At 73.1% G+C, this 22,893-nt stretch carries 21 protein-coding genes; 14 read left to right on the forward strand and 7 right to left on the reverse strand.

The window, feature by feature from the left end; translation table 11 throughout:
- Positions 1 to 18: 18 nt before the first annotated feature.
- The 5 genes from AC1DT4_RS05805 to AC1DT4_RS05825 all read left to right on the forward strand — a co-directional run bounded on the left by AC1DT4_RS05805 (position 19) and on the right by AC1DT4_RS05825 (position 4,365).
- On the forward strand, positions 19 to 600 hold the full coding sequence (locus AC1DT4_RS05805; RefSeq protein ID WP_477088828.1) for a DUF4190 domain-containing protein: 582 nt from the start codon (positions 19 to 21) through the stop codon (positions 598 to 600).
- 93 nt (positions 601 to 693) lie between these two features.
- The gene (locus AC1DT4_RS05810) at positions 694 to 1,023 is read left to right on the forward strand and encodes a DUF4190 domain-containing protein (RefSeq protein ID WP_477088829.1); all 330 of its coding nucleotides are present in this window, start codon (positions 694 to 696) and stop codon (positions 1,021 to 1,023) included.
- Entirely contained in the window at positions 1,020 to 1,289 is a 270-nt protein-coding gene (locus AC1DT4_RS05815; protein ID WP_477088830.1) for a DUF4190 domain-containing protein, read from the forward strand. Before AC1DT4_RS05810 ends, AC1DT4_RS05815 begins: the two co-directional genes overlap by 4 nt.
- 120 nt (positions 1,290 to 1,409) lie before the next feature.
- Positions 1,410 to 3,650, forward strand: coding sequence for an aryl-beta-d-glycosidase (locus AC1DT4_RS05820; protein WP_477088831.1), 2,241 nt, complete (start codon positions 1,410 to 1,412; stop codon positions 3,648 to 3,650).
- 160 nt (positions 3,651 to 3,810) lie between these two features.
- On the forward strand, positions 3,811 to 4,365 hold the full coding sequence (locus AC1DT4_RS05825) for a hypothetical protein (protein WP_477088832.1): 555 nt from the start codon (positions 3,811 to 3,813) through the stop codon (positions 4,363 to 4,365).
- A gap of 3 nt (positions 4,366 to 4,368) precedes the next feature.
- Here the strand turns inward: AC1DT4_RS05825 and AC1DT4_RS05830 are convergent, their stop codons facing one another.
- On the reverse strand, positions 4,369 to 4,995 hold the full coding sequence (locus AC1DT4_RS05830) for a TetR/AcrR family transcriptional regulator (RefSeq protein WP_477088833.1): 627 nt from the start codon (positions 4,993 to 4,995) through the stop codon (positions 4,369 to 4,371).
- 147 nt (positions 4,996 to 5,142) lie between these two features.
- On the opposite strand from AC1DT4_RS05830, the gene AC1DT4_RS05835 reads away from it, so the two are divergent.
- The 3 genes from AC1DT4_RS05835 to AC1DT4_RS05845 all read left to right on the forward strand — a co-directional run bounded on the left by AC1DT4_RS05835 (position 5,143) and on the right by AC1DT4_RS05845 (position 9,714).
- Entirely contained in the window at positions 5,143 to 6,447 is a 1,305-nt protein-coding gene (locus tag AC1DT4_RS05835; protein ID WP_477088834.1) for an MFS transporter, read from the forward strand.
- 5 nt (positions 6,448 to 6,452) lie between these two features.
- Positions 6,453 to 8,207, forward strand: a complete 1,755-nt coding sequence (locus AC1DT4_RS05840; RefSeq protein WP_477088835.1) for a glycoside hydrolase family 3 protein — start codon at positions 6,453 to 6,455, stop codon at positions 8,205 to 8,207.
- 64 nt (positions 8,208 to 8,271) lie between these two features.
- The gene (locus AC1DT4_RS05845; protein WP_477088836.1) at positions 8,272 to 9,714 is read left to right on the forward strand and encodes an outer membrane protein assembly factor BamB family protein; all 1,443 of its coding nucleotides are present in this window, start codon (positions 8,272 to 8,274) and stop codon (positions 9,712 to 9,714) included.
- Positions 9,715 to 9,720: 6 nt separating this feature from the next.
- Here the strand turns inward: AC1DT4_RS05845 and clpB are convergent, their stop codons facing one another.
- Positions 9,721 to 12,315, reverse strand: coding sequence for an ATP-dependent chaperone ClpB (gene clpB, locus AC1DT4_RS05850; protein ID WP_477088837.1), 2,595 nt, complete (start codon positions 12,313 to 12,315; stop codon positions 9,721 to 9,723).
- Between the two features lie 124 nt (positions 12,316 to 12,439).
- On the opposite strand from clpB, the gene AC1DT4_RS05855 reads away from it, so the two are divergent.
- Positions 12,440 to 13,384: an alpha/beta hydrolase gene (locus tag AC1DT4_RS05855; protein ID WP_477088838.1), complete on the forward strand. Its 945-nt coding sequence runs from the start codon at positions 12,440 to 12,442 to the stop codon at positions 13,382 to 13,384.
- Positions 13,381 to 14,253 (forward strand): hypothetical protein, encoded by an 873-nt coding sequence (locus AC1DT4_RS05860; RefSeq protein ID WP_477088839.1) that lies wholly within the window; start codon positions 13,381 to 13,383, stop codon positions 14,251 to 14,253. The genes AC1DT4_RS05855 and AC1DT4_RS05860 overlap by 4 nt, the downstream gene beginning before the upstream one ends.
- 49 nt (positions 14,254 to 14,302) lie before the next feature.
- On the opposite strand, the gene AC1DT4_RS05865 is transcribed toward AC1DT4_RS05860, so the two are convergent.
- The 4 genes from AC1DT4_RS05865 to AC1DT4_RS05880 all read right to left on the reverse strand — a co-directional run bounded on the left by AC1DT4_RS05865 (position 14,303) and on the right by AC1DT4_RS05880 (position 18,166).
- Positions 14,303 to 15,436, reverse strand: a complete 1,134-nt coding sequence (locus AC1DT4_RS05865) for a hypothetical protein (protein ID WP_477088840.1) — start codon at positions 15,434 to 15,436, stop codon at positions 14,303 to 14,305.
- 242 nt (positions 15,437 to 15,678) lie between these two features.
- Positions 15,679 to 16,971: an ion channel protein gene (locus AC1DT4_RS05870; RefSeq protein ID WP_477088841.1), complete on the reverse strand. Its 1,293-nt coding sequence runs from the start codon at positions 16,969 to 16,971 to the stop codon at positions 15,679 to 15,681.
- A complete protein-coding gene (locus AC1DT4_RS05875) occupies positions 16,968 to 17,183 on the reverse strand; it encodes a hypothetical protein (RefSeq protein ID WP_477088842.1) in 216 nt (71 codons plus the stop codon). The genes AC1DT4_RS05870 and AC1DT4_RS05875 overlap by 4 nt, the downstream gene beginning before the upstream one ends.
- Positions 17,180 to 18,166 carry a cation diffusion facilitator family transporter gene (locus AC1DT4_RS05880; protein WP_477088843.1) on the reverse strand — a complete coding sequence of 329 codons (987 nt, stop codon included), beginning with the start codon at positions 18,164 to 18,166 and terminating at the stop codon, positions 17,180 to 17,182. The genes AC1DT4_RS05875 and AC1DT4_RS05880 overlap by 4 nt, the downstream gene beginning before the upstream one ends.
- 106 nt (positions 18,167 to 18,272) lie before the next feature.
- Here AC1DT4_RS05880 and AC1DT4_RS05885 point away from each other — a divergent pair, with 106 nt between their 5' ends.
- From AC1DT4_RS05885 to AC1DT4_RS05900, 4 genes are all read left to right on the forward strand, one after another.
- Entirely contained in the window at positions 18,273 to 19,052 is a 780-nt protein-coding gene (locus tag AC1DT4_RS05885) for a VOC family protein (RefSeq protein WP_477088844.1), read from the forward strand.
- Between the two features lie 32 nt (positions 19,053 to 19,084).
- The gene (gene trmB, locus AC1DT4_RS05890) at positions 19,085 to 19,909 is read left to right on the forward strand and encodes a tRNA (guanine(46)-N(7))-methyltransferase TrmB (RefSeq protein WP_477088845.1); all 825 of its coding nucleotides are present in this window, start codon (positions 19,085 to 19,087) and stop codon (positions 19,907 to 19,909) included.
- Positions 19,910 to 19,928: 19 nt separating this feature from the next.
- Positions 19,929 to 20,789 carry a LysR family transcriptional regulator substrate-binding protein gene (locus AC1DT4_RS05895; RefSeq protein WP_477088846.1) on the forward strand — a complete coding sequence of 287 codons (861 nt, stop codon included), beginning with the start codon at positions 19,929 to 19,931 and terminating at the stop codon, positions 20,787 to 20,789.
- 66 nt (positions 20,790 to 20,855) lie between these two features.
- Positions 20,856 to 22,391, forward strand: coding sequence for an APC family permease (locus tag AC1DT4_RS05900; protein ID WP_477088847.1), 1,536 nt, complete (start codon positions 20,856 to 20,858; stop codon positions 22,389 to 22,391).
- Here AC1DT4_RS05900 and AC1DT4_RS05905 read toward each other — a convergent pair whose 3' ends face one another.
- Complete coding sequence (locus tag AC1DT4_RS05905; protein ID WP_477088892.1) at positions 22,392 to 22,766, reverse strand: DUF5997 family protein; 375 nt, start codon at positions 22,764 to 22,766, stop codon at positions 22,392 to 22,394.
- Between the last annotated feature and the right edge of the window lie 127 nt (positions 22,767 to 22,893).

Consider the following 22,893-nt stretch of genomic DNA (forward strand, 5'->3'; position numbering starts at 1 on the left):
GCGCTCGAGCCGACCGCCGTGTGGTCGCTGGTGACCGGGCTGCTCGGCCTCGGTCCCGTCGCCCTGGTCCTGGCGGCGGTGGCTCTGCGGCGCATCGCGGCCCGGCGCACACGCGGCAGGGGCCTGGCGATCGCCGGCGGGGTGCTCGGCGTGCTCGGCACGGTCGCGCTGGCCGTCGTCGGCACGCTCCTGGTGCTCACCTCCCTGGCCACCCGACCGCTGCCCGCCGACGTGCCGGCGGCGCGCACCGCGCACGCCCAGCAGCTGGTCACCGGCAACTGCCTGGCCGAGATCCCCGACAACGGGGCGGTCGACTCCGTCCGCGTGGTGCCCTGCGCCGACCCGCACGAGGCGCAGGTGGTGACCGAGTACGCGTTCGCGGAGAATGCCGTCTGGCCGGGACAGCAGGCCGCCGACGCCCGGGTCGCGCGCGCGTGCGTGCTGGACGACAGCGAGATCACCGCCGGGGTGCGGACCGTCACCTGGTCGCCGACCGAGCGCTCGTGGGGCCGCGGCGACCGCATCGGGCTGTGCCTCGCGGTCGTCGACGGCGGCGGCGTCCAGGGCTCGTTCCTCGACGGGACCGCCCGCGTCCCCTGACCGTGGCGGTGCTCGCTGCGCCGCGCGTGTGAACCCGACCCCGCGCGGAGCGACCGGGCCGTCGAGGGGCACCTGCACGACTAGGTTGCGCGCATGACGGTCGACGCCGCGCCGCCCTGGCTCCTGCCCTCGACGCGCGAGGTCGACGACGCCGAGACGTGGGGCCGCGTCGCCCTGCTCACGGCCGTGTTCTCGATCCTGTCGTTGGGGGTGCTCGGGCCGCTGGCGCTCACGTTCGGCCTGGTCGCCCGGCGGGCGATGAGGCGCGCGGGGGTCACGCGCCAGGGACAGGCGACCGCCGCGATCGTCATCGGCGGCGTCGCCCTGGGCACGGCGGTCGTGGCGGTCGCGCTCGCCGTCGCGCTCGGGCTGCTCTCCCTTGCGGTCCTCGTCGTCGGGTTCGCGAACGCGCTCTACCGATGAGCGCGATGCGGCCGTACGACTTCGGACCCGGTCCGGTGCTCCGGCTCGCCCCGTGGGCGTTCGCGGTCGGGATCGCCGGCGTCGTCCTGGGCGCCCCTGCTCCGGTCGCGCTCGCTCTCGGCCTCCTCGCGCTGCACCGGTTACGGGGCTCGAACGCGAGCGGACGACCCTGGGCAGTCGCGGCCGTCGTGCTCGGAGCCGTGGGGATCATCGAGCTCGTCGTCGTCGTGGAGCTGGTCATCTCCTGGATGTCGGCGACCGGCTGAGTGTCGTTCTGCGTACGCCTCGCGCGTCATCCGGACATCCGCGCCACCCGGACACTTACCACCCGGTAGGAATTGGGCTAGGGTGGCGTGCACCGAACCCCAACGAGGAGGTACCCCGCGATGACGCAGGTCTTCGACGTCGAACGCGTCCTGGCTCAGCTGACCCTGGAGGAGAAGGCGTCCCTGACGTCCGGCTCCGACTTCTGGCACACCCAGGGCGTCGAGCGTGCCGGGGTGCCGGCGGTCATGGTGACCGACGGCCCGCACGGTCTGCGCAAGCAGGCGGAGGACGCGGACCACCTGGGGCTCGGCAACTCGGTCCCCGCCACGTGCTTCCCGACCGCCGCCGCGCTCGGCTCGTCGTGGGACGTCGAGCTGGTCACGCGCGTGGGCGAGGCGCTGGGCCGCGAGACGCGCGCCAACGACGTCGCCGTGCTGCTGGGCCCCGGCGTCAACATCAAGCGGACCCCGTTGTGCGGCCGGAACTTCGAGTACGTCTCCGAGGACCCGGTGGTCGCCGGCGAGCTGGGCACCGCGATCGTGCGGGGCATCCAGAGCCAGGGCGTCGGCACCTCCCTCAAGCACTTCGCGGCGAACAACCAGGAGTCCGACCGCATGCGCGTGTCGGCCGAGGTCGACGAGCGGACGCTGCGGGAGATCTACCTGCCGGCGTTCGAGCGCGTGGTGACCAAGGCGCAGCCGTGGACGGTGATGTGCGCGTACAACAAGGTCAACGGCACGTACGCGTCCGAGAACCACTGGCTGCTCACCGAGATCCTGCGCGACGAGTGGGCGTTCGAGGGGCTCGTCGTCTCCGACTGGGGCGCCGTGCACGACCGGGTGCCGGCGCTCGCCGCGGGGCTCGACCTGCAGATGCCCGCCGCGGGTCCGCGTCCCGACGAGGAGATCGTGGCGGCCGTCCGCGACGGCTCGCTCGACGAGGCCGTGCTGGACGTCGCCGCCCGCCGGGTGCTCGACCTGATAGCGAAGTCGCTCCCCGGGATCGAGACGGACGACTCCTTCGACGTCGACGCCCACCACGAGCTCGCCCGCGAGGCCGCCGCCGCCGGGTCGGTGCTGCTGAAGAACGACGGCGGCCTGCTGCCCCTGACCTCCACCGACGGCGTCGCGGTGATCGGCGAGTTCGCGCGCACCCCGCGCTACCAGGGCGCCGGCTCGTCGCAGGTCAACCCGACGCGGCTCGACGCTCCGCTCGACGCGCTGCGGGCGGCCGGCGGCGAGTACCCGTTCGCGGCCGGCTTCACCATCGCGGGCGGACCGTCCGGTGACGACGAGGTGCTCCTGACCGAGGCCGTGTCGATCGCGCGCGACGCCCAGACCGTCGTCGTGTTCCTCGGCCTGCCCGGCCCGGACGAGTCCGAGGGGTACGACCGCCCCCGCCTCGGCCTGCCGGACAACCAGGTGGCGGCGCTGCGCGCCGTTGCCGAGGTGAACCCCCGGGTGGTCGTGGTGCTCGCCAACGGCTCGGCGGTGAGCGTGACCGACTGGCGCGACCTCGCCCCGGCGATCCTCGAGACGTGGCTCGGTGGCCAGGCGGGTGGCTCCGCCGTCGCCGACCTGCTGCTCGGCGTCCGCAGCCCGTCCGGCAAGCTGACCGAGACCATCCCCCACCGCATCGAGGACACCCCGGCGTTCGGCAACTTCCCCGGCGAGGCGGGCGTGGTCCGCTACGGCGAGGGCGTGCTCGTGGGCTACCGCTGGTACGACACCCGCGCCATGGACGTCGCCTACCCGTTCGGGCACGGGCTGTCGTACACGACGTTCGGCTACTCCTCGGTGACCGCCGAGGTCGACGGCACCGACGTCACCGTGAGCGCGACGATCACCAACACCGGCTCGGTCGCCGGCGCCGAGGTGGTGCAGGTCTACGTCCGCGACCCGCAGGCCGCCGTCCTGCGCCCGACGCGCGAGCTCAAGGCGTTCGCCAAGGTGGCGCTCGAGCCGGGTGAGTCCCGCGAGGTGTCGTTCGCCCTGAACGCGCGGGACCTGTCGTACTGGCACCCCGGTCTGCGCCGCTGGGTGGTCGAGGGCGGCGAGTTCGTCATCGAGGTCGGGGCGTCGTCCCGCGACCTGCGCGGGTCGGCGTCGGTCGAGGTCGAGGGCGAGCCGCTGTGGGGCGAGCTCACGCCGATGTCGACGATCGAGGAGTGGTTCGCGCACCCCGTCGGCGGCCCGCTCCTGCAGGCCGCCCTGGTGCCGCCGGCCGACATGGGACCGCTCGACGAGACCATGCAGGCGATGATCATGCAGATGCCGGCCAAGGTGATCGCCGACTTCGGCATGGCCGGCTTCGACCGCGAGGCGCTGGACACGCTGGTGGCCAAGGTCGCCGCCGGCTGACCTGCAGCTACTGGGAGCGGCCACGAGTTCGCGAGGTCGTGAGTTCGCGACGAGGTCGTGAGTTGCCACGCACGACCTCGTCCGGAACTCACGACCTCGCGGCTTCCCGGACGGTCACGGCGGTGCCGGCGTCGGCGGCGGCGCCTGGGAGGATCGGCCGATGGACCTCGACCCGGTGCTGGCCGCCCTCGACTCCGCCGGCGTGTGGCTCGACCCCGGGCTGACCGCCGACGAGATCGCCGACGTCGAGCGGCGGTTCGGGTTCTCGTTCTGCGCCGACCACCGGGCGATGCTGACCCTCGCGGTCCCGGTGGGCGACCGTTGGCCGGACTGGCTCGACGACGACGAGGAGCCCGTGCGCCAGCAGCTCGCGTGGCCCGTCGACGGGGTCGTCCACGACGTGCTGCACGACCACTTCTGGCCGGCGTCGTGGGGTCCGCGGCCGACCGATGACCTGGAGGCGGAAGCTCGTCGGCACCTCGAGGCCGCGCCGACGATGGTCCCGGTGTACGCCCACCGCTACCTGCCGCGCGGCCCGGCGCCCGCCGGCACTCCGGTCTTCTCGATCTACCGGACGGACGTCATCCACTACGGAGCGGACCTGGCCGACTACCTCGCCCGCGAGTTCTCGCTCCCGTTCCCGCCCACCCCGATGCCGGACGCGCCGGCACGGACCCCGTTCTGGTCGGACCTGGTGGACCCTGCTCAGACGTGAGCGCTAGTCCGTCAGCAGGCCGCGGAAGTGGGCACGGAGGGCCGCCGCCATGTCGGGGCGGGCGTCCGGGGTGTCCGCGGCGAGGAGCCACTGGATCTGCATGCCGTCCATGACCGCGACGGTGAGCCGGGAGGCGGTGAGCGGGTCGACGCCCGGCCGGAGGCGGCCCTGGTCGCGCCAGCGCTCGAACTCGGTGGTCGACAGCGCGACGACCGCGCGGTAGCGCTCCTGGAAGTAGGCGTGCGCCGGGTGGTCGGGGGACGTCGCTTCGGCGGAGAGCGTCGCGAACAGCTCGACGATGCCCGGGCGGGCGGCGTTGCGCTCGATGAGCATCGAGAGGGCCTCGAAGTAGTCGTGCCCCGCGGCGAGGTCCGCCTCGAAGGCCACCCCGTCGATCTTGTCGCGACGCTCGAGGACCGCAGCGAGCAGCACGGCCTTGCTGGAGAAGTGGTGCAGCAGGCCGGGGTGGGAGATGCCCACGCGGGAGGCCACCTCGCGCAGGGAGGCCGTGTGGTACCCGACCTCGCCGAACAGCTGCATGGCCGCGTCGAGGATCTCCTCGCGCGTCGCCCGGCCCTTCGCGTACCCGCCCGCGCGGGGGCTCGATGCGGTCGTGACCTCTGTCGTCATGGCGACAGGATCGCACGCGAGGGCCAATCCCGACCAGATGGTAACTACGGTCTTCCACGAATCCCGACCGGGTGGTAACTTCCTCGCTTACCAGGTGGTCGGGATTCAATGATGGTCCGACCCGCCGTCCGACACAGGAGTCGACGCATGGCCCTCTCGCAGCCCACGGCGCCGCTGACCGGCGCAGCCCAGGCGGTCCCCACCGCGACGACGCCGCCGCCCGTCGGCCGCGAACCCCGCACCTATCTGCCGTTCCTCAGCGTGGCCAACCTCGGCGTCTACATGGCGCTGCTGACGCCGGTGATGGTGTCGATGGCGTTCAAGATCGACCACCTGGTCGGCGCAGCGGCCGCACCGGCCCAGCTCGGGATGGTCATGGGGGTCGGCGCCCTGTTCGCCCTCGTCTGCAACCCGTTGGCCGGCCGCCTGTCCGACCGGACGACCAGCCGGCTCGGCATGCGCCGCCCGTGGATCGTCGGCGGCGCGATCGTCGGCGCCGCGGCCCTCGCCGTCGTCGGCACCGCGCAGTCCGTCGCCCTGGTGCTGGTCGGGTGGTGCATCGCGCAGGCCGCGTTCAACGCCGTCCTGGCTGCCGCGAACGCGACGATCCCGGACCAGGTGCCGGTCGAGCGCCGCGGCAAGGTCTCCGGCCTGGTCGGCATGGCGACGCCGCTGGCGATCCTGCTCGGCAGCGTCATCGTCAACCGGATCTCCGCCGACGCCGCGCGGTTCATCGTCCCGGCCGCCCTCGGCCTGGTCTTCTCGCTGCTGTTCGCCGCCGTGCTGCACGACCGCACGCTCGACCAGGCGCCCGCGCAGAGGTTCACCGTCGGGCAGTTCTTCGGCTCGTTCGTCTTTAACCCGCGCAAGCACCCGGACTTCGGCTGGACCTGGCTGACCAAGTTCATGGTGATGTTCGGCTACGCGGGCATCGCGACGTTCCTGCCGTACTACCTCGTCGGCAAGTTCGACCTGTCCGAGCAGGAAGCGACGGGCGTCATCCTCACCGCGACGTTCGCGTCCGTCGTCGCCATGGTGATCTCCAGCCCGGTCGGCGGCATCCTGTCCGACCGGTTCGGCAAGCGCCGCCCCTTCGTCGCCGCCGCCGGCGCGATCATGGCCGTCGGACTCGTCGTCCTCGCGTTCGCCCCGACCATCCCGCTCGTGGTGCTCGGCCAGGCGATCATCGGCCTGGGCGCCGGCGCGTTCTTCTCGGTCGACATCGCGCTGGCCACGCAGGTGCTGCCCAACAAGGACGACACCGCCAAGGACCTCGGCGTCCTCAACATCGCCAACGCCCTGCCGCAGTCGCTCGCCCCCGCGATGGCGCCTGCCATCCTGGCCGTCGGCGCGAGCCTGCCCATGGGTGAGTACCCCACCTGGTACCTGTTCGGCGCGGTCGTCGCGCTGGCCGGTGCCGTGCTCGTCTACCGGATCAAGGGCGTTCGCTGATGACCATGACCGACGAGACGTACGTCTACCAGGACGCGTCGAGGACCGTCGACGAGCGCGTCGAGGACCTGCTCGCGCGGATGACGCTCGAGGAGAAGGCCGGCCAGCTGTTCCAGCACATGATCACGGCCGGGCCCCTGACCGAGAGCGACCCGGTGTTCGGTCTGCCGTCGGCCGAGGAGTACGTCCACGGCAAGCACATGACCCACTGGAACCTGCTCGGCGTGCCGGGCAGCGCGCGCGAGCTCGCCGACTGGCACAACCGCCTTCAGGCCCTCTGCCAGCAGACGCGCCTCGGCATCCCGGCCACGATCGCGACCGACCCCCGGCACGCGTTCACGGACAACCCCGGCACCGCGCTGCTGTCCGGTCCGTTCTCGCAGTGGCCCGAGACCCTCGGGCTCGCGGCCACGCGCGACGAGGCTCTCATGGAGCAGCACGCGGACGTCGCGCGGCAGGAGTACCTGGCCGTAGGGCTGCGCACTGCGCTGCACCCGCAGGTCGACCTGGCCACGGAGCCTCGCTGGGCCCGCGCCAACGGGACGTTCGGCGAGGACGCGGCGTTGACGGGCCGGATGGGCGCCGCGTACGTGCGTGGGTTCCAGGGTCCTGACTTCGGCACGGACAGCGTCTCGACGATGACCAAGCACTTCCCCGGCGGCGGCCCGCAGAAGGACGGCGAGGACCCGCACTTCGCCTACGGCCGCGAGCAGGTCTACCCGGGCGGCCGGTTCGCCGAGCACCTCGAGCCGTTCAAGGCCCTGCTGGCGGCCGGGACGCGGCAGATGATGCCGTACTACGGCATGCCGGTCGGCCTGGAGGGCGTGCCGGAGGTCGGCTTCGGCTTCAACAAGCCGATCCTGGACCTGCTTCGCGACGAGCTGGGCTTCGACGGGATCATCTGCACCGACTGGGGCCTGGTGTCCGACGCCGAGGTGTTCGGTCAGCCGTTCCCGGCCCGCGCGTGGGGCGTCGAGCACCTGTCGGGCGAGGACCGAGTGGCACTGATCCTCGAGGCCGGCGCCGACCAGCTGGGCGGGGAGGCCTGCCCGGAGGTCGTCGTCGCGCTCGTGGAGAGCGGCCGGATCGAGGAGGCTCGGATCGACGCCTCGGTCCGCCGGCTCCTGCGCGAGAAGTTCCTGCTCGGGCTCTTCGACGAGCGCCGGTACGTGGACGTCGACGCCGCGGAGCAGATCGTCGGGTCCGCACCGTTCCGTGCCCAGGGGCTCGCCGCCCAGTCCGCCGCGGTGACCGTCCTGACCAACGACGGGATCCTGCCGCTGGCCCCCGGCCTGCGGATCTACGCCGAGGGGTTCGAGGGCACGGTCGACGACCCCGCGGACGCCGACGTCGCGATCCTGCGGCTCAAGGCGCCGTTCGAGCAGCGAGGGCCCGGGTTCGAGGCGTTCTTCCACGCGGGGTCGTTGGACTTCCCGGCCGAGGAGATCGCCCGCGTCAAGGCGATCAGCGCGCAGGTGCCGACGATCCTCGACGTCTACCTCGACCGGCCCGCGATCCTCACGCCGCTCGTGGAGGGGGCCGCCGCGGTCGTCGTGAACTTCGGCGCCGGGGAGGGTCCGCTGCTGGACGCGCTGCGCGGCGCGGCGCGGGGGCGGCTGCCGTTCGACCTGCCCCGCTCGATGGCGGCGGTCGAGGCGTCCCGCGAGGACGTCCCGTTCGACACGGCGGACCCGCTCTTCCGGTTCGGGCACGGCCTGACGGTCGAGGAACGCCGGCCCACAGGTCCGTCGCGCCATTGACGCCGGACCCTGCCACCGTGCGGCCCTGTGTGCCGCACGGTGGCAGCGGTATTAAGGTCCGCACATGCAGCGCCGCGCCGACCTGGCCCCGGTCGAGCTCCTCGAGGACGACGAGCTCGAACCGCAGGACGTCGCCGCGCCCGCCCGGACGACGCGCCGGTGGTGGCTGCTGGCGGTCCCGGTCGTCGCCGTCGGCCTGGTGCTCGGCACGCAGCAGCTGATCGACGCGCGCGAACGTGCCGCCGACGCGCGGATCGCGGCGCTGCCCGGCGCGATCGCGAGGGTCGGCTCCAGCCTCGACGTCGTCTGGCAGACGGACGACGCCGTGGGCGGTATGGCATGGAACCCGGTGTCGCTCGGCGCGCTGCACGGCGTCGTCGTCGGCGCCGACGGCTCGCTCGCCTACCAGGCGCTGGACACGACGACCGGGACGACGACGTGGTCGACGCCGCTGCAAGGCCCCGACCCGGCCCTCGCCGACCCGCTGAACACGACGACCACCCACTGCGAGCCGTCGGGGCACGACCGCGCGGTGTGCTTCGTCGCGGACGGGTACCACCGCTCGTCGGACACCGGCGACGACGAGGGCCTGGCGGCCACGGCGGCGCGCGTCGTCGTCGTGGACCTGACCGACGGCAGCGTGCTGGCCGACCGCCCGGTGCCCCCCACGAGCTCGGTGGCCGTGCTGCCGGACCTGCTGGCGACGGCCGTGGTGGACGACCGGCGGCACCTCGTCGTCGTCGCGACGGACCCGGTGACGGGCGACGAGCTCTGGCGGTTCCGCGACGTCGACCCGGTCCGGGGGCGCGTCGACGACCAGACCGCGACGATCACGTCGGCCGGTGACCTGATCGTGCTGTTCAACCGGCCCAGCGGGCCGCTGGTGCTCACGGCCGACGGCACGATCCTCGAGCCGGCCGAGAGCACCGACTCGTGGGGGACCACCCGCGAGGGATGGCTCACGTGGTCGCGCCGCAACCCCGACGGCCCCGACCCGCTGACGCACGTGCTGCGCCCGGGCCAGAGCGCGATCGACGTCACGGGTGACCTGCTGAACCGGACGGTCGACGACGGCAGCGTCCCCGGGCTGGAGCTGTCGACGGGCGGCAAGACCTACGCCTGGGACGCGGCGACCGGCGCACGGCGCTGGACCGCCGACGTCATCGCCGAGCGGAACTGGGGCGACCAGGTGCTCGTCCTCGAGGGGCGGGTCTACCTGCCGACGGCCGACGGCGTGGTCGCGCTGGACGGCGAGGACGGGTCGATCCTGTGGACCACCCCGCACTCGCCGGCGACCATGCCCGGCGAGCTGCTCACCGACGGCCCGCACCTGCTGCTCGTCCAGTCGCCGGTCGATCCCGGCGGCACCGGCGACGTGCTGGTGCTCGACCGCCGCGACGGCACCGCCCTGCGCCGCGCCCCGCTGCCCGCGGGGACCTGGTACGCGTTCGAGGCGGGCGGGCGGTTGATCAGCGACGACGGCGACGGGATCGTCGGCCTCGGCTGACGGGCGTCACCGGCGGCTGCTGACCACCAGACCGTCCGCGGAACGGTCGACCACGACGGTGTCCCCGTCGCGGATCTCCCCCGCGAGGAGCTGCCGCGCCAGGCGGTCGCCGATCTCGCGCTGCACGAGTCGCCGCAGCGGCCGGGCACCGTAGGCCGGGTCGTATCCCTCGAGGGCCAGCCACTCGCGGGCGGCGGGCGAGACGTCGAGAGTCAGCCGGCGGTCCGTGAGGCGGCGGGCCAGCAGCGCGACCTGCAGCTCCACGATGTGCCCGATCTCATCGAGCGAGAGCGGGTCGAAGAGCACCACGTCGTCGAGCCGGTTGAGGAACTCGGGCTTGAACGACGCGCGCACCGCGGACATGACCGCCTCGCGCTTCTCGTCGTCGGACAGCATCGGGTCCACCAGGAACTGCGAGCCGAGGTTCGACGTGAGCACGAGGATCACGTTGCGGAAGTCGACCGTCCGCCCCTGACCGTCGGTCAGGCGACCGTCGTCGAGCACCTGCAGCAGCACGTCGAACACCTCGGGGTGCGCCTTCTCGACCTCGTCGAGCAGCACCACGGAGTAGGGCCGACGACGGACGGCCTCGGTCAGCTGCCCGCCCTCCTCGTAGCCGACGTACCCGGGAGGGGCGCCGACGAGCCGCGCCACGGAGTGCTTCTCCGCGTACTCGGACATGTCGATCCGCACCATCGCGCGCTCGTCGTCGAACAGGAAGTCCGCGAGCGCCTTGGCCAGCTCGGTCTTGCCGACGCCGGTGGGCCCGAGGAACAGGAAGCTGCCCGTCGGGCGGTCCGGGTCGGAGATGCCCGCGCGGGCGCGCCGGACGGCGTCGGACACCGCGGTGACGGCTGGGCGCTGGCCGATCAGCCGCTCGCCCAGCACGTCCTCCATGCGCAGCAGCTTCGCGGTCTCGCCCTCGAGCAGGCGGCCGGCGGGGATGCCGGTCCACTGCGCGACCACCTCGGCGACCTCGTCGGGACCCACCTTGTCCGCGATCATCGGCGGCCCGTCGGGGGCCGTGTCGACCGCCTCCTCGTCGGCCTCCGCGGCCGAGATCTGCTCCTGCAGCGTGGGGATCTCGCCGTACAGGATGCGCGCGGCCTTCTCGAGGTCACCCTCGCGCTGCAGCCGCTCGGCGTCGCTGCGCAGCGCGTCGAGCCGGGCCTTGAGGTCGCCGACGAGGTTGTGCCCGGCCTTCTCCTTCTCCCACCGCGCGGTGAGCGACGCGAGGTCCTCGCGCCGGTCGGCCAGGTCCTTGCGCAGGCGCTCCAGGCGGTCCTTCGACGCGGGGTCGTCGGACTCGGAGAGCACGACCTCCTCCATCTCGAGGCGCGTGACGGCACGCTGCAGCTCGTCGATCTCGACGGGCGACGAGTCGAGCTCCATGCGCAGCCGGGACGCGGCCTCGTCGACCAGGTCGATGGCCTTGTCGGGCAGCTGACGGCCCGTGATGTAGCGGTCGGACAGGGTCGCCGCGGCGACGAGCGCGGAGTCGGCGATGGTCACCTTGTGGTGCGCCTCGTACCGCTCCTTGAGCCCGCGCAGGATGGCGACGGTGTCCTCCACGGACGGCTCGCCGACGAACACCTGCTGGAACCGGCGCTCGAGCGCAGGGTCCTTCTCGATGCGCTCGCGGTACTCGTCGAGCGTGGTCGCACCGACGAGTCGCAGCTCGCCGCGGGCCAGCATGGGCTTGAGCATGTTGCCCGCGTCCATGGCGCCCTCGCCGCCGGCGCCCGCGCCGACGACCGTGTGCAGCTCGTCGATGAAGGTCACGACCTCGCCGTTCGAGCCGGTGATCTCGGCCAGCACGGCCTTCAGGCGCTCCTCGAACTCGCCGCGGTACTTGGCTCCGGCCACCATCGCGGCCAGGTCGAGCGCGACCAGCTTCTTGCCGCGGAGCGACTCGGGCACGTCGCCGGCGACGATGCGCTGCGCCAGGCCCTCCACGACAGCCGTCTTGCCGACGCCGGGCTCGCCGATGAGCACGGGGTTGTTCTTGGTGCGCCGCGACAGGACCTGCACCACGCGGCGGATCTCGGCGTCGCGACCGATGACGGGGTCGAGCTTGCCCTCGCGCGCCCGCTGCGTCAGGTCGAGGCCGTACTGCTCGAGCGCCTTGTACGTGCCCTCGGGGTTGGGCGTCGTGACGCGCGCGGAGCCCCGCACCGTCGGCAGGGCGGCCGCGAGCGCCTCGCGGGACGCACCCTGGGCGCGCAGTGCGTCGGCCACGCCGGACTGTCCAGTGGCCAGGCCGAGCAGCAGGTGCTCGGTGGAGATGTAGTCGTCGCCGAGGGAGCGCGCCTCGGAGGAGGCGGCCTCGAGCGCGGTCGACGTCGCCCGCGACGCCGACGGCTGGGCGACGGTGGAGCCGCTGCTGGCGGGCAGGTTGACGAGCATGCCGCGGACGGCGCGGCCGAGCGCGGTGCGGTCGGTGCCGACGGCGTCGAGCAGCCCGTTGGCCACGCCGCCCTCCTGCTGGAGCAGGGCGTTCAGCAGGTGCGCGGGCTCGAGCTGCGGGTTGCCGGCGGCCGATGCCTGCTGGATGGCGTCGCCCAGGGCCTCCTGGGAGCGGGTGGTGAACTTGGCGTCCACAAGACCTCCTGTGTGGTGTCGTGTCTGCTCATCGCAACGACCGTCAGAGTTGAGTCTATTCCGCTCAACTCTGTTCGGCTCGGTTCACCGCACCGGGGCGCCGCGCCCGTGGCACGATCACGCCATGAGCGACGACGTCCCGGACGTGCTGGGCCCCGGCTGGACCTCCCGGACCCTGCCGCTGCGGCCGGACGGCGGCACCCCGGACCCGGTCGCCACCCTGGTCCACCGCGTCGGCTCCCCCAGCCGGCGGGCCCTGCTGTACGTGCACGGGTTCGTCGACTACTTCTTCCACACCGCCTTCGGCGACGCCCTCGCGGCACACGGCTACGACGTCTACGCCCTCGACCTGCGCGACTTCGGCCGGTCCATCCGCGAGGGCCGCCCGGCCAACCACGTCACGGACCTGGGCGCGTTCGCCGAGGAGATCGACGCTGCGATCCGCGTGATCAGGCAGGACCACGACGAGATCGTCCTGCTCGGCCACTCGATGGGCGGGCTGGTGACGTCGCTCTGGGCCGACTCCCGCCGCGGCGAGGGGCTCATCGACGCGCTCGTGCTGAACAGCCCGTGGCTGGACCTGAACGGTTCCTGGTTCGAGCGCACGGTCTTCACGGCCGTGCTGGACGGCGTGGGCAAGGTCGCCCCGAACCTCGTGGTCGGCAAGATCGCGCCGTTCTACGGGCGCGCGCTGCACGAGGACACCGGCGGCGAGTGGTCGTACGACCTCGCGTGGAAGCCGGTCGACGGCTTCCCGGCCCGGGCCAGCTTCGCGCGGACGATTCGTCGTGGGCACGCTCGGGTGGCCGCGGGACTCGCCATCGACGTCCCGGTCCTGCTGCTGGCGTCCGACGCCTCGGGCTCCGACGACGCCTGGCACGACGCCCTCCTGACGACCGACTCGGTGCTCGACGTGGCGGACATGAAGCGCCTGGCGCCGAAGCTGGGACCGGACGTGACCTTCGTCGAGGTTCCGGGCGGCGCCCACGACCTCGCCCTGTCGCCGCTGCCCGCCCGCGACACGTACGTCGCCGAGGTGCTGAGGTTCCTCGACGCCCGGCTGCCGTGACGGGCAGGGTCGCGCGCTGGCGCCTGCGCGGGCTCCGGATCGCGGCCCGGCTCCGGCTCACCCCGCTCGGCGGCCTCGTCGAGCGTGGCTACACGGGCTTCGTCGCGATCGAGCCGTTCGACCGCGCCATGACGCTCGCCGCCCAGGCGTTCGTGTCCATCGTGCCCATGATGATCGTGATGGCGGCCCTCCGCCCCAACCAGGACGGGTTCGGCTCGTTCATGGCGGACACCCTCGGCCTCACCGAGGAGACACGCGAGGCCCTTGCCGGCAGCGTGAGCACCAGCGCGACCCTGGGGGGCACCGTCGGGATCCTCGGCCTCCTGGTCGCCCTGATCGGCGCGACCTCCTACTCCCGAGCCCTCGAGCGCATGTACGCCAAGATCTGGCAGGTCAGGCGGCCCGGGCTGCGGTCGGCATGGCGCTGGCTGACCACCGTGCTGGCCGTGGTCCTGGCCATCGGCCTGATCGAGGTCACACGCGAGGCCACCGAGGGGGTCCCCCTACCCGCTCTCTGGGACTTCATCGTCCGGGTCGTCGTGTGGGCGGTCGTCTGGACCTACATCCCCTGGGCGCTGCTGCACGCCCAGATCCCGGTCCGCGTCCTCGCGTTCACCGGTGGCGTGTCCGCGCTCCTGCTCGGCCTGCTCAGCCTGGCGGGCCAGGTCTACCTGCCCATCGTGCTGCTCTCGGGGACCCGCCAGTTCGGCGTGCTGGGCCTCGTGTTCGCCTACATCGGGTGGCTGTTCGCGCTGAGCTTCGCCCTGGGGCTCGCGTGCGTGATCGGCCGGGCGTGCGCGCAGGACGAGGGCGCTCTGGGCCGGCTGGTGCGCGGGCGCGACGACTCGACCGCCTGGCACCCGGTCTGACGCACGGACGCCGGCGTGGCCGAGGCCCCGCCGGCGTCCGTCACAACGGTCAGGCCCGCGCCGACGCCGTCCGACGACGCGCGAGCACGAGCAGGCCCGAGCCCGCGAGCAGTGCCACCGAGCCGCCGAGCGCGAGCGCCGTGGCGTTGACACCGGTCGCGGCCAGCTGGGCGCCGACCGTGATCGTGGCCCAGCCGATGACGGTGCCGTTCGCGGCGTAGAGCGCGACCCGGTGCTGCCCGGTGGGCAGGTCGGCCGGGAGGACGAAGGTCGCGGTCGCCTGCGCCGAGAGCGCCGTGGTGCCGAGCAGGCGCGGGGCGGAGTAGACGGCCCCGTCGACGGTCTCACCGGCGTGGCCAGGGGCCGTCACCGTGATCGTGCCGCCGGGAACCAGGTTGCCGGACACCGTGATCTTGCCCTCGAGCGGCGCGGTCAGGTCGTCGGACGACTTCGGCGGAACCGTGGCCGCGACCGACGGCGTCACCGTGGGCGTCGGGGTGGCCGCGACGGGTGCCAGGTCGAACGTGAAGGTGGTGCAGCCGGCGGTGATCGAGTGGATGACCTCGTCGCCCACCGCGCCGGAGCCCAGCGAGTAGCCGACGGCCCGGACGTTGAGGTCCGTGCCGGCGGTGCCGTAGGCCGCGATGATCTCGTCGAGCGTGCCGTACGCCTTCTGGTAGCCCGGGTTCGGGCCCGCGGGCAGGCCGGCGATCGGCTTGCTGATCCACCACTTGTCGAAGAGCGGCTCGAAGACGAGGTTGCCCTTCCAGGTCGTGCCCTCGAAGAGCGTGAGGTTGATGCCGGCGGCGGCGACGGTGTCGTCGTCGACCTTGGAGAAGTCCATGCTCACGGCGCCCGCGGCGGACAGCGGGAAGTTCGTCCCCACGTAGCCCGCCGACTTCGCGAGGCTCAGGTCCCCAGCGTCGGTCCAGACGTGCAGCCCGCCGTCGACGTACTCGTGGTGACCGCCGGACTTCGACTCCGCGAACGACCAGCCGGCCGCGTCCACGCCGGTCGAGGCGGCCGTGGCGGTGGTCGCGCAGGCGGCGGTGCCCGGGGCGTCCAGCGTCGAGCGGACCGGGGTCGCGTCGGCGGCCCAGGCCGGCGCGGCGGCCAGGACGGCGCCGGCCGTCAGGAAGCCCGCCAGGGCGATGCCGGCGGTACGGGGGAAGCGCAGTGCCACGTCAGTACTCCTCGCTCTGCGGAGGCGTGCGCCGCCGCGTCGTCCCGGGGCGCCGATCGCGCCGGCCCGGGGGGATCTGGCGTCGGCCGTGCAGTGCGCACGCGAGCGAGTCCGGGCACGGAGGTTATCGGTTGCCTAGGGCGAAAGTTGAACGACCGTCCAGCACGCAGAACCCCGCGAAGCCGGGCGCTCCCGGGCAGACCGGCTGGGTGAAGTTCCGCGTCCGGCGGCGTGGCGCCGTGTCAGGCGGGCGGCGTCACCGGCTTCGGTTCCGCCGGCGCCAGCAGCGGGGGCCGGTTGGTGACCAGCAGCCACGCGGCGAGCGTCGCGAGCAGGAGGCCGATCAGCAGCGACACCTGGGGCACCACGGCGATCGCCATGAAGAGGCTGAGCCACCCGTTGCGGGTGGCCGCGACGATGATCCCGACGACGGCCGCCCCGATCGCGAGTGCCAGCGGGACGGTGTCCCACACGGTGTGGACCGCGAACCCGAGGGCCACGCCCACGAACAGGGTGGGGAAGATGCGCCCGCCGCGGAACCCCGACGTCGCGGCGACCAGCATGGCGAGCAGCTTGATTCCGGCGAGGGCGAGGAACCCCGCGCCGGTGGTCGTCGCGGTCAGCCCGGGCAGCTCCTGCATCTGCGTGAGGCCCTTGAACAGCGTCACCTCGCCGCCGAGGGCGCCCAGCAGGCCGAGCACCAGACCGCCGGCCGTGAGCATGAGCACCGGGTGCCCGATCCGCTGGAACGCCCGGTGCAGCGGCACGAACAGGTACACGCCGACCAGTCCGACGGCCGCGGCCCCGAGGGCGATGGCGACCGAGAGGCCGAGGTCCTCGAGCCCGCCGTACGTGTAGACCGGCGCGGCGACGGCCAGGTCCAGGGACTCCAGCTGGAGCATCGTGAGCGTTCCCGCCGTCGCCGCCACCAGCGGAGCGAAGAGCCGGTCCCACAGCGGGATCCGTCGGTCGCCGGCATCGAGCTCGGAGAACAGGAGCGCCGCCGCCACGGGCGTGCCGAACATCGCGCCGATGGTGCCCGCGACGGCCATCGCGAGCCAGATCGGTGCGTTGACCTTCGGCAGGAACCGCATGCCCAGCGCGACCGCGAGCCCGACGTTGATGCCGATGATCGGGTTCTCCGGACCGAGGCTGACGCCGCCGGCGAGCATGAGCACCAGCGCGAGCGCGAGCCCGGGCAGCACCCGCAGGGGCAGCGGCTCGGCCACGAGCTCGAGCGTCGCGGGGTCCGGGCCGGCGTGCCCGGGGACGTACCGGACGACGAGCCCGATCGCCAGGCCCGTCGCGGTGAGCACGCCGATGATCCACACCGCGGAGTCCGAGCCGACCCCGACGGCCGCGCTGAGGTCGTCCCACAGCCAGTCCTCGAGCAGCTTGGCCAGCTCGCTCAGCGCGTAGAGCGTGAGGGCGGAACCGATGCCGACGACGACGGCCGGCACGGCGAGCTTGAGCAGGTTGCCGACCGGGACGCGGAACGGCTCCTCGGCGACGAGCGGGGCGGGCTCCTGGGTCACGTCGGTGCTCCTTCGTCGGCGGTCGGGACGGCATGCAGATGAGCGTCCACCCGGGCCTGGCCGCGCGCCACGGCCTCCCTGGTGGCCGCGAAGACCGACCCGAGGACCAGCTGGGTCAGCGTGGCGATCGCGCCCGGGTCGTGCGGGTCCGGCCCGGCGGCGACCAGGACGCTGGCGGGCGAGAGCGCGACGGTCGGCCTGCCCCAGGTCACAGGCTTGGGTCCTCGGGCTCGGACAGGGAGAGCATGGCCCCCACCACCGCGGGCGTCTTCGCGATCCGGCGCTCGAGCGAGGCGAGCACGTGCGAGGCGTCGTTCTCGGCCAGGTTGCCCGTGAGGTCGACCGCACCCGTCAGGTAGACCTGCCGGGCGCCCACGTACTCGAGCCGCAGCTCCGTGACGCGCTCGACCTCGGGAAGTGCGAGCAGCGCCTGCACGGCCGCGCTCTGCAGCTGCTGGTCGACCACCTGGCCCACCAGGAACCTGCGGTTGCGGTCGATGAGCACGATCGCCACGACCCCCAGCAGGACGCCGACCAGGATCGAGCCGATCGCGTCGGGGACCGGTGAGCCCGTCGCCTGGTGCAGCCCGATGCCGACGAACGCGATGACGATGCCGACGAGGGCCGCGGCATCCTCGAAGAACACCGCGCGCACCGTCGGGTCGGACGTCTGGAGGATGTGGGCGAGCACGTCCTTGTCCTGCCGGGCGGCCCCGCGCTTGGCCTGCCGGGTCGCCTGGAAGAACGAGATCCCCTCGAGCACGAACGAGACGGCGAGGACGACGTAGGCGACGCCGAAGTCGCTGGCCGGCTCCGGGTGCGCCAGCTCCTGGATCCCGTGCGTGATGGAGACGCCCGCGCCTACGGCGAACAGGCCGATCGCGGCGAACAGCGACCAGACGTAGACCTCGCGGCCGTGCCCGAGCGGGTGCGTCGGATCGGCCGGCTTGGCCGCGCGGCGCTGCGCGATGAGCAGGAACACCTCGTTGCCGGTGTCCGCCCACGAGTGCGCCGCCTCGGCGAGCATCGACGCCGAGGCCGTGATCACCGCAGCCGCGGTTTTCGCGACCGCGATGAGCAGGTTGGCGCCGAACGCGACGATCACGGTCAGCGCGCTCTCGCCGCCCTCCGGCGGAGCCGACCCGCGCGCGACGTCGACGGCCGGCTCGGTCTCGTCGGGAGGTGCGTCGGCCATGAGACGTGAGTAGCACACGGGCTGCCCGATGTCTCCCGTTCCGTGGCATCTGCGCTGGTCGGGCAGGTGGTGGCGCCCGAGCGGGCCCGGGTGTTGGCTGGGCACCATGACCACCCATCGCGACGCCTGGCCCACCGGCACCCCGGCCTGGGCGGACATCACGGTCCCCGACCTGGCGGCCGCCCGCGCGTTCTACGGCCCACTGTTCGGGTGGGAGTTCGAGGTGGGCGGACCCGAGCTCGGGTACTACACGCAGGCGTTCGTGGACGGGAGGCGGGTGGTCGGGCTCGGCGAGCCGATGGGCGACGAGCCCGCCCCTCCCCCCGCCTGGTGCGTGTACCTCGCCGCCGACGACCTCGCCGCGACCGCGGCCGCCATCGCGGACGCCGGTGGCCAGGAGATCGTCCCGGCCATGCCGATCATGGACTTCGGCACCATGGCGATCTTCGTCGACGCCGCCGGTGCCGTCTTCGGCGTCTGGCAGCCCGGCTCGCACACCGGCTGGGACGTCGTCGAGGAGCCCGGCTCGGTGGTGTGGTCGGAGGTGATGGTGCACGACCAGCCCGGCGCGCTCGCCTTCTACCGGCGGGTGTTCGGGTATTCCGTCGAGGACCTCAGCGCGCCCGGCTTCGAGTACGCGTCGATCTCGCTGGGCGGCGCGCCCGTCGCGGGGGTCGGCGGGTACGGCGCGCAGGCGGGCGACGCCCCTGCCGCGTGGACCCTCTACTTCGCCGTCACCGACACCGACGCGTCGGCGGCGCGTGTCACCGAGCTGGGCGGAACCGTCGTCAGCCCGCCCACCGACACCCCCTTCGGTCGCATGGCGATCGCGTCCGGGCCGTTCGGCGAGGTGTTCGCGCTCATGGGACCGGTCCTCGGCAGCTGACCCACCGGCGTCGGCACCTAGGCTGGTGGATCGTGAGCCCCCCGTCCGACGCGTTCCGGCACGTGGCGTCGCGACCCCACGAGCCGCTGCGCACGTTCCATCCGCGGCGCGCCCCTCTCGGCCGCGAGCGCGAGGAGGCGCTGCGCGACCTCTGGCCGCGGTTCGGGTTCTCGGTGCACGACGCCGGCTCCCCGATGCCGCGGACCGCGGACGGCCTGCTGGACGCCGTGCGGCTGTTCGGCCGGTCCGCGCCGCTGGTGCTGGAGATCGGGTCGGGCATGGGCGAGACCACCGTCGCCATGGCCGCCGCCGACGCTTCGCGGGACTACCTCGCGGTCGAGGCGCACCTGCCCGGCGTCGCCAACCTGCTGGGCCTGGTCGACCGCGCCGGCCTGACGAACGTCCGCGTCGCGCACGGCGACGCCCTCGACCTGGTCCGCACCGCGCTGCCGGTCGCGCCCGGCGACCCCGCGCCATCGGCCGGTTCTCCTCATCGTGACGACCTCGTCCCGCCCGGCGCGACGAACTCGTCACGATCCTCGACGCTCGACGCCGTGCACGTGTTCTTCCCCGACCCGTGGCCCAAGGCCCGCCACCACAAGCGCCGCCTGGTGCAGCCGTCGCACGTGGCGCTGCTGCGCTCGCGGCTGCGGCTCGGCGGCACCCTGCACTGCGCGACGGACTGGGTCGACTACGCCGACGCCATGCTCGAGGTGCTCACGGCCGACCCCGGGTTGGAGAACACGGCGGACGGGTTCGCCGCGCGGCCGGCGGACCGCCCGGTGACCAAGTTCGAGCAGCGCGGCCTCGACCTCGGCCACGAGGTGCGCGACCTCGTCTTCCGGAGGGTCCGATGAGCACAACCCGGAGGGCCCGATGAGCACAGCCGATCCGACGAGCGCGGACGATCCGACCAGCGACGTGCTTCCGACGGGTGCCGCACCCCGGCGCACCGGACCCCGGGTGTTCCGCGTGGCGCTCGTCCCGGGGGTCAACCCCGACCGGTGGCTGCGGGTCTGGGCGGAGCGGCTCCGCACGGTCCCGGTCGAGCTGGTGCACACCGAGCCGGCCGACGCGCCCGGACTCCTGCGGTCCGGCGAGGCGGACGTCGCCCTGCTGCGGCTCCCGGCCGCCGGCGACGACCTGTCGGTCCTCACGCTCTACACGGAGGCGACGGTGGTCGTCGTCCCGAAGGACCACGTGGTCACCGTCGTCGACGAGATCGAGGCGGCCGACCTGGAGGACGAGACCCTCGTCGTCCCCCTCGACGACACGCTGCGCTGGACGGACCCGCCCGGCACCCCGTTCGCCGGCGGCGACGTCCTGACCACCCCCGACGCCGTCGACCTCGTAGCGGCCGGCGTCGGCGTGCTCGTCCTGCCGCAGTCGCTGGGCCGGCTGCACCAGCGCCGCGGGCTGACCGCGCGGACCGTCCGCGACGCCCCGGGCTCGGCCGTGGGCCTCGCGTGGCTGACCGACCGCTACGACGACTTCACCGAGGAGTTCATCGGCATCGTCCGCGGCCGCACGGCGACGTCGAGCCGCGGGATCGGGGCACCCGCGACGGAGCCGGCGCCGACGAGGACCCGCTCGGCCGGCGCGAGCTCGTCGGCGCGGGGATCGTCAGCGAAGGGTTCGTCCGGCCGCTCCGCGTCGGGGAAGACCTCGTCCGGACGGGCGTCGTCCGGCAAGGGCAAGCCGAAGCCGAACCCGCGCAAGCCTCGCTCGGGCCGCTGACCCCCGGGAGTACTGTCCGTCTCGGGGGCACCACCGCGACGACGACGACGCGCCCGGGAGGATCCGATGAGCAGCGCTCTGACCGAGGGGTCCCGGCCACCGGGCGACACCAAGGGGCTGAGCTCCGGGAGCCTGGGCCTCTGGGGCAACACCGTCATCGGACTCGCGTCGACCGCGCCGGCCTACTCGCTGGCCGCGACGCTCGGGTACGTGGTGCTGGCCGTCGGCGACAAGTCTCCCGCGATGTTCCTCATCGCGTTCGTGCCCATGCTGCTCACGGCCATCGCGTACCGGGAGCTCAACTCGGTCATGCCGGACTGCGGGACCACGTTCACGTGGGGCGCCAAGGCCCTCGGGCCGTGGGTCGGCTGGCTGGGCGGCTGGGGGGTGGCCGTCTCGGGGATCATCGTGCTGGCCAACGTCGCCGAGGTGGCTGCCGTCTACTTCCTGCGCGCCTTCGGTCTGGACGGCGTCGCCGAGAGCCGGATCGCGGTGCTGCTGCTCGGCGTCGGCTTCATCGCCGCGATGACGTGGGTGAGCTACCGCGGCATCGTCGTCAGCGAGCGCCTGCAGAACGTGCTCGTCATCTTCCAGTTCATCGTGCTCGGCGGGCTGAGCATCCTCGCGTTGTGGAAGGTGTACGCCGGCACCGCCGGGCCGCAGGCGGTCCTGCCGCAGTGGGACTGGTTCAACCCCGCCGGCCTCTCGTCGTCGGCCATCGCCGCAGCCGTCATCCTCTGCCTGTTCATCTACTGGGGCTGGGACGCGTGCCTCGCCGTGAACGAGGAGACCAAGGACCTCGCGCGCACCCCCGGGCGGGCCGCGGTCCTGGCCACGGTCATCCTGCTGGTCACGTACTGCCTGGTCGCGGTGGCCGTGCAGGCGTACGCCGGGTTCGGCACCACGGGCATCGGGCTGAACAACGAGGCCAACATCGACGACGTGGTCACCGTGCTGGGCGGCCCGATGCTCGGTCCCGTGATGGCGTTCGTCCTGTTGCTGGTCATCGCCGTGTCCGCGACCGCCTCGACGCAGACGACGATCCTGCCGACGGCCCGCGGCACGCTCGCGATGGCCGTGTACAAGGCGGTGCCCGGGCAGTTCGCGCGCGTGCACCCCGTGTTCAAGACACCCTCGTTCTCGACGCTCGTCATGGGCATCACCGCGGGCGTCTTCTACATCGTGCTCAAGCTGCTCAGCGAGGACGCCCTGTTCGACTCGATCGCCTCGCTGGGCCTCGCCGTCGCGTTCTACTACGCCGTCACCGCGATCGCGTGCATCGCCTACTTCTGGCGGTCGATCTTCCGCAGCGCCCGCAACTTCTTCCTGCGCGGCCTGTTCCCGCTGCTCGGCGCCGCCGGCATGGTGTGGGCCTTCGCCATCTCGGCACGCGACATGCTCGACCCCGACTACGGGTACACCAGCTTCGGCGGCGTCGGCGGCGTGTTCGTCATCGGCGTCGGCATGCTCGCGCTCGGGGTGCCGCTGATGGTCGCGTGCGCCGCGAAGCTCTCGCTCCGGCCGTACTTCCGCGGCGAGTCGCTCAACCGCGACACCCCGGTGCTGGTGCCCGACTTCGAGCCGCCGCGGGGCGGTCTCTGATCAGCTCTCGCGGGCGGCCACGGCCTTGCGGTCGGCCTCGCGCGACTCCTGCAGGCGCTCCTCCAGCCGGACCTGCGCGGCGATCTCCCGCTCGCGCACCAGCCAGCCGGGCGGGTCCGCCTGCAGCGACTCGATCTCGGCGGTGGTCAGCGGGTCCGTGATGCCGCCGCGGGCCAGCCCGCTGATCGAGATGCGCAGCCGGCCGGCGATGACGCTGCGCGGGTGCGGCCCGTCGCGGCGCAGGTCGACCAGCCACTGCGGCGGCGTGCGCTGCAGCTCGGTCAGCTCGTCGCGCGTGATCATCCGGTTCTGGAAGTCCTCCGGCGTCGCCGGCAGGTACACGTCGAGCTTGGCGGCGGCGGTCGACGCCTTCATCTCCTGGGACTTCTTCTTCGCGGGTGTCACGCGCCCAGCGTAGGCCCGACGCCCACCACTCCCCACACCGTCAGGTGGGGTTCAGCGCTCGTTCCCTTGGTCGCATTGCCCTTGCGTTCCGCTGCAC

Source organism: Cellulomonas sp. P4_D11, assembly GCF_056401915.1.

What these genes read in the sequence shown, in the direction of transcription:
- AC1DT4_RS05810 (WP_477088829.1), top strand. Translation starts at nt 694, where the DNA reads ATGACGGTCGACGCCGCGCCGCCCTGGCTCCTGCCCTCGACGCGCGAG.
- AC1DT4_RS05815 (WP_477088830.1), top strand. Translation starts at nt 1,020, where the DNA reads ATGAGCGCGATGCGGCCGTACGACTTCGGACCCGGTCCGGTGCTCCGG.
- AC1DT4_RS05820 (WP_477088831.1), top strand. Translation starts at nt 1,410, where the DNA reads ATGACGCAGGTCTTCGACGTCGAACGCGTCCTGGCTCAGCTGACCCTG.
- AC1DT4_RS05825 (WP_477088832.1), top strand. Translation starts at nt 3,811, where the DNA reads ATGGACCTCGACCCGGTGCTGGCCGCCCTCGACTCCGCCGGCGTGTGG.
- AC1DT4_RS05830 (WP_477088833.1), bottom strand. Translation starts at nt 4,995, where the DNA reads ATGACGACAGAGGTCACGACCGCATCGAGCCCCCGCGCGGGCGGGTAC.
- AC1DT4_RS05835 (WP_477088834.1), top strand. Translation starts at nt 5,143, where the DNA reads ATGGCCCTCTCGCAGCCCACGGCGCCGCTGACCGGCGCAGCCCAGGCG.
- AC1DT4_RS05840 (WP_477088835.1), top strand. Translation starts at nt 6,453, where the DNA reads ATGACCGACGAGACGTACGTCTACCAGGACGCGTCGAGGACCGTCGAC.
- AC1DT4_RS05845 (WP_477088836.1), top strand. Translation starts at nt 8,272, where the DNA reads ATGCAGCGCCGCGCCGACCTGGCCCCGGTCGAGCTCCTCGAGGACGAC.
- AC1DT4_RS05855 (WP_477088838.1), top strand. Translation starts at nt 12,440, where the DNA reads ATGAGCGACGACGTCCCGGACGTGCTGGGCCCCGGCTGGACCTCCCGG.
- AC1DT4_RS05880 (WP_477088843.1), bottom strand. Translation starts at nt 18,166, where the DNA reads ATGGCCGACGCACCTCCCGACGAGACCGAGCCGGCCGTCGACGTCGCG.
- AC1DT4_RS05885 (WP_477088844.1), top strand. Translation starts at nt 18,273, where the DNA reads ATGACCACCCATCGCGACGCCTGGCCCACCGGCACCCCGGCCTGGGCG.
- AC1DT4_RS05895 (WP_477088846.1), top strand. Translation starts at nt 19,929, where the DNA reads ATGAGCACAGCCGATCCGACGAGCGCGGACGATCCGACCAGCGACGTG.
- AC1DT4_RS05900 (WP_477088847.1), top strand. Translation starts at nt 20,856, where the DNA reads ATGAGCAGCGCTCTGACCGAGGGGTCCCGGCCACCGGGCGACACCAAG.
- AC1DT4_RS05905 (WP_477088892.1), bottom strand. Translation starts at nt 22,766, where the DNA reads ATGAAGGCGTCGACCGCCGCCGCCAAGCTCGACGTGTACCTGCCGGCG.